At 66.8% G+C, this 11,419-nt stretch carries 9 protein-coding genes and 2 pseudogenes; 7 read left to right on the top strand and 4 right to left on the bottom strand.

The window, feature by feature from the left end; translation table 11 throughout:
• A pseudogene (locus tag ACFWPJ_RS03810) lies at positions 1–3,274 on the bottom strand (hypothetical protein); the annotation flags it as partial.
• A gap of 241 nt (positions 3,275–3,515) precedes the next feature.
• Here ACFWPJ_RS03810 and ACFWPJ_RS03805 point away from each other — a divergent pair.
• The 6 genes and pseudogenes from ACFWPJ_RS03805 to ACFWPJ_RS03780 all read left to right on the top strand — a co-directional run bounded on the left by ACFWPJ_RS03805 (position 3,516) and on the right by ACFWPJ_RS03780 (position 7,027).
• Complete coding sequence (locus tag ACFWPJ_RS03805; protein WP_378846758.1) at positions 3,516–3,899, top strand: hypothetical protein; 384 nt, start codon at positions 3,516–3,518, stop codon at positions 3,897–3,899.
• Between the two features lie 27 nt (positions 3,900–3,926).
• On the top strand, positions 3,927–5,066 hold the full coding sequence (locus ACFWPJ_RS03800) for a hypothetical protein (protein ID WP_378846755.1): 1,140 nt from the start codon (positions 3,927–3,929) through the stop codon (positions 5,064–5,066).
• Positions 5,063–5,548, top strand: coding sequence for a DUF6301 family protein (locus ACFWPJ_RS03795; RefSeq protein ID WP_378846752.1), 486 nt, complete (start codon positions 5,063–5,065; stop codon positions 5,546–5,548). The genes ACFWPJ_RS03800 and ACFWPJ_RS03795 overlap by 4 nt, the downstream gene beginning before the upstream one ends.
• Positions 5,545–5,988, top strand: a complete 444-nt coding sequence (locus tag ACFWPJ_RS03790; RefSeq protein WP_378846750.1) for a hypothetical protein — start codon at positions 5,545–5,547, stop codon at positions 5,986–5,988. The genes ACFWPJ_RS03795 and ACFWPJ_RS03790 overlap by 4 nt, the downstream gene beginning before the upstream one ends.
• Entirely contained in the window at positions 5,985–6,458 is a 474-nt protein-coding gene (locus tag ACFWPJ_RS03785; protein ID WP_378846747.1) for a hypothetical protein, read from the top strand. The genes ACFWPJ_RS03790 and ACFWPJ_RS03785 overlap by 4 nt, the downstream gene beginning before the upstream one ends.
• A gap of 66 nt (positions 6,459–6,524) precedes the next feature.
• Positions 6,525–7,027: pseudogene (locus tag ACFWPJ_RS03780) on the top strand (DUF6301 family protein).
• A 4-nt stretch (positions 7,028–7,031) separates the two neighbouring features.
• On the opposite strand, the gene ACFWPJ_RS03775 reads toward ACFWPJ_RS03780, so the two are convergent.
• The 3 genes from ACFWPJ_RS03775 to ACFWPJ_RS03765 form a co-directional block, all read right to left on the bottom strand.
• Complete coding sequence (locus ACFWPJ_RS03775) at positions 7,032–7,349, bottom strand: hypothetical protein (protein WP_378846744.1); 318 nt, start codon at positions 7,347–7,349, stop codon at positions 7,032–7,034.
• A 114-nt stretch (positions 7,350–7,463) separates the two neighbouring features.
• Positions 7,464–8,261, bottom strand: a complete 798-nt coding sequence (locus tag ACFWPJ_RS03770; protein WP_378846741.1) for an ESX secretion-associated protein EspG — start codon at positions 8,259–8,261, stop codon at positions 7,464–7,466.
• Positions 8,258–10,120: a hypothetical protein gene (locus ACFWPJ_RS03765; RefSeq protein WP_378846738.1), complete on the bottom strand. Its 1,863-nt coding sequence runs from the start codon at positions 10,118–10,120 to the stop codon at positions 8,258–8,260. The genes ACFWPJ_RS03770 and ACFWPJ_RS03765 overlap by 4 nt, the downstream gene beginning before the upstream one ends.
• A gap of 255 nt (positions 10,121–10,375) precedes the next feature.
• Here ACFWPJ_RS03765 and ACFWPJ_RS03760 point away from each other — a divergent pair.
• Positions 10,376–11,419 (top strand): hypothetical protein (locus ACFWPJ_RS03760; protein ID WP_378846735.1); only part of this gene is annotated, 1,044 nt, incomplete at its 3' end.

The following is an 11,419-nucleotide window of genomic DNA, read 5'->3' as shown; positions in this document are numbered from 1 at the left end:
CCCCAAAACCCGAGAGTATTTCGTGTGGGGTGGGTTTGTTTTTGTTTATACGAGATCGGGTGGGGGTGTTTGGGGGTGGTTTTGCGGCGACCAGGGCCGCGTCCTGCATGGACGCGTCGACGAAGGCCCGGCCGCGCTCCTCGCTGAGCCGGTGGGAGAACTCGTCGATCGGTTCCCCGCCGACATGGGTGATCCGGCGCGGCTTGCCCGCGGTCTGCACCATCGGGTCGTTCGGATCGAGCACGCCGAGCAGATGTGCGTCGACGCCGGGCGTCCGGCTGAACGGTGCGTTGGCGGTGCCGATTTCGGGTGTCAGGAACGACATCGCGGCCGGGCGGGTCGGCGGATCCTCGTCGCTCATGAAGTCGACGAGTTCGCGATCGCGCGGCGGACTGTCGCCGTCGAGCGTGTCGAGCGTGTCGAGCGGATCGTTCGGATCGGAATCCGGTTTGAGCGAAGGAGTTTCGCTGGGTGTGGTCGCAGAATACGGGCTGAAGGTGCGCCACTTGCCGCCACGGTCGATCACCGGATCAGAGCCGGGTTCCTGCCGCACACCGACCCGGTCGGTCGGCGCGGTGACGTCCACGCCGAGCTGGTCGGCGATGTACTGGGCCCAGCCGTTGGCATTGCCCGCATGGCACGAGAGCAAGCGAATGGGGGTGCCCGGCACATAGTTCGGGTTGCTGCGGATCGCGTCGACGATGTCCTGCGGGTGGACCGCGTCGCCGTTGCTCGGCGTCACCGAGCCATCGCGGCGCCCGTGCACGACCACGTCGTGGGCGCCGTCGTTGCGCACGTTCTGGCTGACGCGATGGGTGCGCGCGTCCTCGCCGATCGCCGTCCCCGTGGGGTGGTGGACGACGCCCTGCCCGTTGGGCAGGCGGGTGTCGTAGACGGGGCCGTTATCGTCGGGCTGCGGCTGCCTACGATCGTCGCCGTCGGCGCGATCACGCGGCCCGGAGGTGTCGTCGACACCCGGCCGACTCGGGCGATTCGTCTCCGGTCCCGGCCGCGCCGGGCTCGCACCCGGGTCGGCACCGACGATCGGCATCACCGGCGGAACCTCAGCCAGCGGATCGGCCTCGACCCTGACTTCGGAATCCCGCGAGCGAACCGGTTCGGCGGTGACCTCGGACTCGCCGGAGCGCACCGGCGGCGCCTCGCCGGGCGCGGCCTGCAATCCCCGCAAGGGCGACTCGGCGAGACCCGCTCCGCGCTGTTCACCTACGCCGGCCCGGCTTTCACCATCGGGACGGCTCGTCGGCGCACCGGAATCCTCGGCGGTGCCCTTCGGATCGACCGCCCCGGACTCGTCGACTGCCGGGCTGTCGGTCCTGACTTCCGGTGCGCCGGAACGGATATCGGATCCAGCTTGCATCCCGTCCGATATGCCGGACCGAACTTCCGGTGAACCGGGACGCGCCGCGGGCTGCGATCCCTGGTTCGGCGTCGACTGCTGACCCGGGGTCGACTGCTGGCCAGGGGTGGATTGTGCTGGCGCCGTGGGTGATTGGGTCGGCGTCGCAGCGGGCTGACTGGTTGTCGGCGTCGCCGCCTGCCCGGTGACCGGCGCCTGCCCGGTCGCGCCGGGCGACGGTCCCGCCGTCGCCGCGGGCCCGGCACCTGCCACACCCGCGCCGATCGGCGCACCGGTCGTCTGCGTTGTCGTGTCCCGGTTGGCCGTCTGGGTGTCGTTGACCTGCGTGACCGGCTGGCCGCCCGACTGCGCGTCGGTGCGCGTCCCTTCGTTGAGGCTCGCACCGTCGGTCTGTTCGGCCTCGCCTGCCCGCGACGTGTCCTGTCCGGAATCCGTTTGTGCCGCAGGGTTTTCCCCTTCTGCGCGGGCGCCACCCTCCTGTCGTCCGCCGTCCCCGGCTTGCGATTCGCCGGTCTGGACCTCGGGCTTGGCATCCTGCCGCCCAGCACCGGTACCGCCACCCTCGGATGTGGTCTGCCGATCATCGCCGGACTGCTGATTCGCCCGTCCCTCATCGGAATTCGTCGGACCTTGCGCTTCAGCTTCCGGCGACTGCGTACTGCCGGCGGGCCGCATCGACGTACTGTCGTCACCGGCACCGGCCCGCGACTCACCCGAGCCTTCGCCGCCCATGGTGTCGTCACCAGCGCCCGCGCGCACGCCGTCGTCGCCGCCGCCGACACCGGTCGCGCCGTCGTCATCCGCTCCGGCCCGGTTCTCCCCCGCACCGGGACGGTTGGACGACCCGTCGCCACCCGCGCCGTCACTCTGCCCGAACGTTCCGAGGTCGTAGCCGGGGCCCATGGCATCACGGATCTGCGAGCTGAAGCTGGGCCGCTCGAACAGGCCCGGATTCATCTTGGACCACGCGGCATTCGCCCCGGCCTTGTTCAACCCCGACAGCCCGCCGTTGCTGGCACCCGCACTCCACATCAGCGGGTCCGACGCCGCGGTCTGCAGGTTGTCCCAGGCCTTGTCCCAGCCCTGGGTGAACCCCTCGTAGCCGAACTGGCCGAGCATGCCGCCGCCCGCGCCGACCAGGCCGGCGCCGGTGCCGGTGATCGCGCCCTTGAGCCAGGGCGACATTCCGTCGCCGAGCCTCTTGCCGAGGAAGTTGCCGAACGGACCGGCCGCCAGACCACCCGCGGCCGAACTGACCGCGGCCGCCTTGACCTGGTTCCAGTCGACCTCCTTGCGGTGACCCTGATCCACCTGCCACTGCTGGACGCCGAGTTCCTGGAGGGTGCCGAGCGCGGTGTCGATCGCCACGTGCTGGCCGACGAACTTCAGGACGCGGGTGATCACCGCCTTCGCGCCGTGACGCAGGATCGCCGCGAGCACGCGGCCGAAGATCGTCCGCGCCACTAGGCGGGTCGCGGTGACCGCCAACGCCTGCACCGCGGGCGCCGTCGGCGGAAACACCCACGCCGCAGCGATTTCCAGCGCCAGCAAGCCCAGCGAGGACAGGAACATGATCTTGGTGTATTCGATCTCGGTGCCGGTCTGGTACACCGAATCACCGAGGATGTCGAACAATTCGGCCAGTTTGGTCACCGACTGGTCGCCGCGGGCCATCCCCTCGAAGGCCTTGAGCATGTCGTCGACGCCCTCGCCCTGCGGATACGCCTTGAACGCAGCGTCTTTGGCGGCATCGATGTCGTCGACGAGACCACGCAGACTGTCGGCGGCCGCGCGCCAGTCCTCGGCCATGGCCCACATCTCGTCTTCATTGCCCTCTGGCCACTCCATGCCAGCGAGAATCGAGAGCCAGTGCAGCCCGGACGGCAGTTCGATCATGGAGGGCTACGTCACCAGCTCGAGTCCGTGAACGCTGCCATCGCCCCTCATCCCTCCGCAGTGGTGCCGTGTCGAGCACACCACAACTCGTTCGCCTGCGCAACAGAGTGACAGTCATCGGCGAATCCGCGGTGACCGCAACGTGAACGGCAAACGGCCGCAAAGATGCTCACCGCCGTCGGACCGGCGGACCACGTCGGCGAACTTGACGACCACGCGGAGCACGCGAAGGATCGAGGTCATGGAATTGAAGCCGGTGGCCATGTACCGCGAAATGTATGAAGGCACGCACGACGAGCTGCCCTCGGTACACGACGCGCCCACCGGCACCGTCGAGGACGACCGCGACCAGATCCTGAACTACATGCGCAAGGTCCGCGCCATCTTCGACGTCATGGGCGAAGCGCCCGACCTGTTCGCCGAGGGCACCGATATCGAGGGCGGCCCCTCCCTGTACTCCGACGGCGTCTGGATCTGGCGCGAGGATTCCCTGAAGTACCTCGCCGAACAGCCCCTCGCCCTGCCCGCCGAGTTCATCGAGCGAGTGCGCTCCTTCGACTACGTCCCCCAGCAGTTCGACACCCGCGACCCCGACTTCGACGCGGCGTTCCTGTCGTACTTCTGACCGCGGTTCAACCGGAAGGATAGTCCCGTGCTCTTCATCGACAGTAGTGATCCAGACCTGGTCATGGATGACGGGCGCGCCTACTACAACGGAGTTCCGTTCAGTGGGCAGGTGTCAACGCTGCTTCCTGACCAGACCGAGGTCGAATCCCTGACCTACGTCGACGGATACCTCCACGGGCAAGCAGACGGCTGGCACCCGGACGACACCAAGAAATACTCCGGGAGCTACGACCACGGCCGCCATGTTCTCGACTGGGAGTATTGGAACGAGAGCGGCGGACTCGTTCAGCACGACACGTTCGACTTCTCGGGAAACCTCCGCTATCGGAAACGGTGGGACGAAGCAGGCACCCTGACCGAGGATTTCGATGCGGCCGCGATCGCGAAACCGCTGCTGGACAGCGCCGTCGAGCGGACAAGTCCCGCCCTGTCCGAGGACCCCACCGACGGTCGTCTGCTGTTCGACGGCCACCCCTTCACAGGTCAAACAGTCCGATACTTCTACGAGGGCGGACCGGTCGTAGCCCTGGAATGGTTCGCCGACGGTTACTCCGACGGCCCGGAACTCGGCTGGCACGGTGACGGCGCACGCCAATACGCCGGCACGACCGCTCGCAACCGGCCGTTCGGGCTGTGGCTGCACTGGCACCACAACGGAACCCTCGCGCAGCAGAACGTGTTCTCCGGCAGCGGTCGTCAGATCCTGAAGAATTCCTGGACAGATTCCGGCGAATCGGTCGTTGGTGTCGATACGCCCGGACCGCCCGCCGCCCACGTCCGATACGAAGGCACCCTCGACCACGCCACGTCCTTCCAGCAGGAGGGCAAGCCCTTCACCGGCGTGCTCGAACATCATTCCGGCGACACACTTCTCAGCGTCCAGGACTATCGCGACGGCTACCCCGACGGTCTCTACATCGAGTACCGCGACAGACACGAATTCCGCAAGGGCGTCAATAGTCCGACCGGGCCCGTCGGGTGCTGGTACGAGTTCTATCCCGACGGCCGAATCAAAGGGGAAGATTGCTACGACACCCGGAGCAATATCCTCCTACGCCGTCGCTGGGACTCCGATGGCGCGTTGGAGGCGCCGATGGAAGGGCTCGCGATCCGCAGCCGCCACACCAGCACACCGAACCATCACGCAGGGAAGGCAAGCGAATGAGCAATTGGCGGACAATGCCGACCGACCAAGCGGCCGACCTCGCAAGGAGGCTGCACAGCCTCGACTGGACGTGGACCTTGGACGACGCACCCACCATCGTCGAACAATTCGGCTGGCACACCATCTCGAGCCGACCACGCCGGATCATGCTCGATATCGGGTTCGGCCCGGGCAGCGGCACCATCCAGGCAAAGAACGGCGAAGTCACCCGCATCGAACTGCAACTGACCGGCTATGCCGAAGCCGATGAAAAGTCTGCAGTAAAAGCGGCTTTCACCGATCTCGCACGAGCGATCAGCGCGAATCTCGGCGAGCCGACCGCGCGTGTCAATGCACCGACCCCGCAGTACCGGTGGGCGGGGCCGGACTCCACTGTCGTGCTCATCCTCTCCGCCGCGTCGATCTGGCTGCACCTGGACACCAATGCCCGCCTCGCCGCCGACGACCGCAACCTCGAACTCGACAACCAGGGCCTGCTATGACCGACTGGGCAGAATTCGCCCGTGTCCTAGCCGACGAGCTCGACGCCGCGCCCGACACCGCTGTCCTCGTGATCGGTGAGGCGGTGCCGTCCGGATCTCGTCGCTTCGCACAGTTCCGCAAAACCGGTGAATCGGTCCTGGCCGAACTCACCGGCAACGAATGGCTCGACCCCGCATCACGTCCCGGCGACGTGGGCTGGCGAGCCATCACCCGAGCAGGATGGCGCCAGCCTGACCAAGACCACTGCGACAACTGGTGGGCCGAATTCGCGTCACCCGTCAGCTCCGACCAATACCGGCGAATCGCGGCGATCACCGTCACCGGCCTCCGCGACGGTTTCGGCATCACCGCACCGACCGAGTTGTCCTACCGCGGCTGGGTCGAGAAGACCGGCAACAGCATGCACCTCCCCAGCCTCGGAATACCCGACGCCAGGTGACCAACTTCCGAACCCGGACCCCCGGCTGGTCGACCTTTGCCGGCTGCCTGGCCGACGAGCTCGAGAAGCTTCCGCTCGGCGCACGGGTGATCCTCTTCGAACCCGAACCCGCTCGCATCCGCCGATTCGTGCAGTTCGCCCGCGACGAAGACGTGCTGTCGGCACAGCTGATCGGTGACCGGTACCTCGACGAGAACCGGCGACCCGCCCCGGCCGGATACCAGGCGATCACCGCCGGCGGCTGGAACCGGCCCGACGTGGACAACGGCCATCTCTGGTGGGTCGACTTCGACGCACCGGTCACCGCCGAAGACTGCCACCGCGCTGCCGAACTCGCCGTCACCGGACTCCGTGACGGCTACGCCATCACCAGCCCCACCGAACTCGTCTACAACGCCTGGACAGACCGCGCCGGCCACCCCGACCTCGACCTGCGAACCCTCGGCCTGAACCGACAGTCGATGCAGTAGCAGCGGTCGACACAGTGACCGACGACCTCGCACAGCACTTCGGAAAGGCCGGAGATCACACACGTTGTGAACTCTTCCGATCGACCAGGCAGCCGATCTCGCCGACCAGCTGAGCACCCTCTGGGCAGCTGCCTGCGCGCACTGGACTGGTCCTGGCGGCTCGACGAAATACCCGCGATCGCAGAACGATTCGGTTGGCGCGTCGTCTCCACGTCGGAGGACTGGGCCCTGCTCGACACCGGCCTCGGCCTGGCCAGTGGAAAGGTCTTCGCCGACGAGGGGGGTGGTCGAGCGTCCAGGTCAGCGTCAGCACCATCGGCCCCGACACCACCGAAACCCGCACGCTGGTCCAGCAGACCTACACCACCACGGCCGCGGGACTGCTGGCGACGTTGGGCATGCCGAGCACCGAGATCGCCGATGGCAGAGACCAACTGCGCTGGAGCGGACCGGACTCGACCCTGGTCCTGGCGCAATTGCCGCGCTCCATCATCCTGACCCTGGCGTGCAACGACTGGCTGGACCACCACGACGAAGCCGTTCGGCTCTCCCGGCAGGGCCTGCTGTGAGCGGCTAGGTCAGGCCGTCGCGGTTGCCCTTTTCCATCTTGTCGATGTAGTCGGCGCTCTCGGTCTGGCCGTCGGCGAAATCGCCCATGGACTTGGCCATGGTCTTGACGTTGTCGCTGGTGTTGGTCCAGGAGGAGTCGTAGCCGTCGTCGCCGCCGGGGCCGTCGTTGAAGCTCTGGCCGAGTTTGTCGTTGCCCCAGACGTTTCCGCGGCTGTTCAGCGAGCTGTTCAGCGTGTTGATGATGCCGGTGAGCTGGTTGCCGACGCTGCGCGACTTGCCTGCCGCGGTCCGGAAGTTGTCGGCGTCGTATTCGAACGTCATCGCGCTCATCCCTCCACGAGTGGTGGCTTCGAGCACACCACAACTCTTTCGCGTACGCAACAGCCTGGCACGACGGAAAGAACCGCGCGTGACACCGTTGCAAACGGCCGGTGCTTAGGCGTTCGCCTCCCAGTGCGATTCCACGCGCGACATCATCCGCTCGATCGAGGAATTCACCTTGCCGACCAGATCGGATCTGGACATCGGTGTGGCGATGGGATTCTCGCTCGGCAGCTCGATGACATACCGGCCGTCATCGGGCAGGTCACGCCACACCAGGATGTCGCGATGCATCCCGCGGGAGCCGAACATCGACTGGTTCTGCAGGATGTTGATGGTCCCGGTGCGCTCGGCGGGCCGACCCAGGAATTCGGCGCTGCGCTGCACGATCGACGTGTCGGCCTCCTCGAAGAACATCGAGGGCCGCGGCGCGTACTCGGCACGGGTGTCGCCGCCGTCGACGACCAGCGGGATGATGCCACCCTTGGCGGCACCCGTGACCGGCATCAGATCGACGATGGCATCGGCGAGGCCGTGCGGCCCGACGTCGACGATCGTGTAACCACCACTGTGAGTGGGAGTTTCACCGGGAACCTGGTTGATCAGATAGCCGTTCGCGCCGGCTCGCGCCGCCCTGGCCTTCAGCCAGTACTGCGCGTCATCGCGCTCGCCGTCCTTCCACCCACGCAGCCGGACATACGCTTCCGGCCGCTCGAGCACCTCGAAGACCGACCGCAACATCGGGTCGACGGTGTGCTGCAGCCGCTGCCAGGTCTGGTACTTCTCTTCCTCGTAGTCCTCGTGCAGCGCTGTCCTGGTCTGGAACGTGAGCGGACGCGGAATGTGCGGGCCGATGAATCGCTGCCACAGCACCCGGAATTCGATGTCGGTGAGCTCCCAGCTACGGCTCACGCCTCGACCTCCGGACGCGCGTGGGCGATGGAACCGGTACTGCCCGCCTCGACGGATTCGACCGGCGCCTCGATGGTCTGGACCGGCGCTTCACCCGCCAGCGATTCGGCGACCAGACCGGTGACCGGCGTGAGCACCTCGTCCAGACTCGACAGGTTGGAGAAGTCGGGCAGCGACGCACGGGGGAACGCGTCCGCCTCGCCGGTGGCCGTTTCCCCGGTCGCCGTCGCCTCGGTCGCGGTGGCCTCCGTCGCGGCGCTACCGGTATCGATGCCGAGCAGCTCGGCCAGCGGCGCGAGCGCGGGGTTGGCGGCGATCAATTCGTTGATCTCGGGCGAGGACGACAACACCTCGGACAGATCCGGGAACTGCTCGAGCAGCGTGCCGAGCTGCGTGAAATCGGGAAGGCCCGACGTGGCGTCCGCGGACACCTGCTGCAACGCGGTGGACAGCGACGGCAGCGCCTGGGTCAGCGAGCTCACCGCGGCGGTGACCGCCGACATCACCGAGGACAGGATGCTCGACATGTCGCCGGATCCGCTCGATCCACTGGAACCGCCCGACCCGGCGACCGAACCGGTCGACCCGTTCTGGCCGGTCGAGCCGGTCTGCCCGTTGGCGGCCTGCGAGTTGTTGCCGGTCTGCTGCAGCGCACCCGCCGCCTGTTGGGCAGCCTGCAGCGCGGCTTGCTGGGCGGCCTGGCTGGCCGCGGTCTGCTGCGAGCCGCCACCGGAGTTGTTCCCGCCACCAGAATTATTGCCACCGCCGGAATTATTGTTTCCGCCGCCGTTATTGTTTCCAGCGTTATTGTTGCCGCCGTTATTATTATTATTGTTATTGTTATTGTTATTGTTATTGTTAGGCGTCTCTATAGGCCCCTTCGGCGCCATCGGCTCAGCCGCCGCCGGGAACAACTTCTCGGTCGCCCGCACACCGTTGTAGTAGTGGCGCTCATACCGATCCCGGTTCTCCTGGAGATCGTCGTCGCAGTGGTCCGTCTTGTCGACCGGCATACACACCTTGGTGGCGTACAACCAGTCCGCGGTGTACTCGAGATTGTCCTTCATCATCGTGAAGGAATCACTGGCCACCATCGCCGATTTACCGAACGTCTGGACTGCGGCGAGCGCGGCGTCGCCACCCTTGCTCTCCCAGTTCGAGCTGGTGATCAGCGAGAGCTTCTGCTCCAAGTCGTAGGCGGCGGTGTGCACGGCCTGCGCCATCGCCTCCCAGATCGGTGCGTCATTGGCGACCTCGCTCCAGGAGATCCGCTGCCCGAGGTCGTACATGTCCCGCCAGGACATGTTGTCCGCCGCGCGCACAGGAAGGCTCACCCCGACGGCTTCGGCCGTCGCCGTCCCCGCATGTTTGGGCACCGAGGGCGTACCGATGTCGTAGTCGTGGTCACCGTCGTCGTAATTGGCCGGCTTGTATTCGCCCGCGTCCTTGACATTCCCCGCGAGGTCTCTCGCTCCCGGCGCGGACTTCACGTCCTTCAGCTGGCTCTTGAGCGAGGCGATATTGGCGCCAGAGGTGGTATCGGTATCCGTATACGACTCACCCGCCGCCTTGAACATGGTGACCAGGTCTTCGAGCGAGTCGATGTAGCGGCCGAGCAGATCCTTGGCCTGGGTCGCCTCCGTGGCGAACTTCGTCTTCAGCGGTGGACCCGCGTAAACCTCGCTACCGCCGAGCTTGCTCTCGTCGTAGTTGTTGAGGTCGTGCGCGCCGAACAGGTTCTGGCAACCCTTGAAGACCTCGATCGCCGAGCTGCACGCCTTGGCGGCCTCGAGCGCGGCCCCCGTCTCGACCTTGATCTTCGCCTTGCCCGCCAGCCCCTCATAGGGAGAATCGCCCACGCCAACCGCTCCTCGCAGCACCCCACCGACGACCCTCGCGCAGTCGGCTCGATCGCATCGCATTCTAGTGAGCTATGCGAAATATGCACAGCCACACGGAAACACCGACCTGCTCGTGGATGAACATCCGGGTTCCGCCGACGATCCGGCAGCCCTCGCCGATCTGTGACAAACTCGAACGACCACCAGCGGCCGGGTAGCGGCTGTGTTCGAACGATGGATGAGGCCAGGATTGACGTCGCTCTGGAACTGCTCATGACCGACCTGAGCGGCCTCGAACGGCGCGTCGCTGCCGACCGCGCGAGCACCAGGAGCCAGCGGCCGGAGGACTACCTGAAGCTGGCCGGTTCCCTCACCGAACTGGCCCAGTCGCTGCTCACCACGCGGGACAACCCATCCGAGCGTGATCGCACGGCCGAGGCCTTGGAGCCCGCGCAGGAAGCCGTGGCGATCCGGCTGCATTGGCTGGTCGGTGGCTACGTCTCCTACGAGTACGCGGGTGCGTTGCAGGACGCGCTGCGGCTGTTCGAGCAGGCGACGAGGCTGGTCGGCCACCGGCAGCTCGCGACCAACACCATTCGCAGTGCCTGTTCGGCGTATCGGCAAGTGGCGCAGGACTATCCGGATGTGTCGGCGATGTGCGCCGACGGGTTGTCCAAGTGCGGCGTGTGGTTGATGCGGCTCGATCACGAGGCGGCGGTGGCGGCGACCGAGTCGGCGGTGCGGATCCGGGCGGCCATGTACGCGCGGACATCGGAGCAGCCGGGCAAGTACCTGGCCAGCCTGAGTACGATGCTGCGGACGATGATGGTCGGGCGCTCGCGCAAGCAGGCGATCGCGAGTTATCGCGCACTGTATTCGGAGCTCACCTCGCCGGTGAGCACGGCCAAGCTGCGCGAGACCAGGATCGAGGACCTCGATCTCACTATCAAGACCACCCAGGCGCTGAACAAGCTCGGCGCGCCCACCCTCGAGCGCGCGGGCAGGCTGACCCAGCAGCAGATCCTGTACCAGTCGGGTGGCGATCTGGCGACCATCGACGAGATCAACTGGCGCCTGGCACTGGTGGGGCTCAAGCCGCTGGCGGCGGGCGCGATGCCGGAGCCGCCGTCGCGGCCGGTGGAGATCTCGGCGACCTACGGCGCGATCGCCGTACGCTGCACCGCGCCCGACGCGCTGATACAGGTGCGCACCGCGATCATCGCGGCGGGGGCGCCGGACGGGCGCCCGCGGCGGGGCGCGGGAGCGGTGGGCGGGGGGGGGCTGAAAGAGAGAGGGGGGGAGGGTCACGCACTCAGA

This window comes from Nocardia sp. NPDC058497 (genome assembly GCF_042720195.1).
In the GTDB taxonomy this organism is placed as follows: Bacteria; Actinomycetota; Actinomycetes; order Mycobacteriales; family Mycobacteriaceae; genus Nocardia.
The sequence above is the reverse complement of the archived record's forward strand: the minus strand, read 5'-3'. Positions and strand labels throughout refer to the sequence as shown.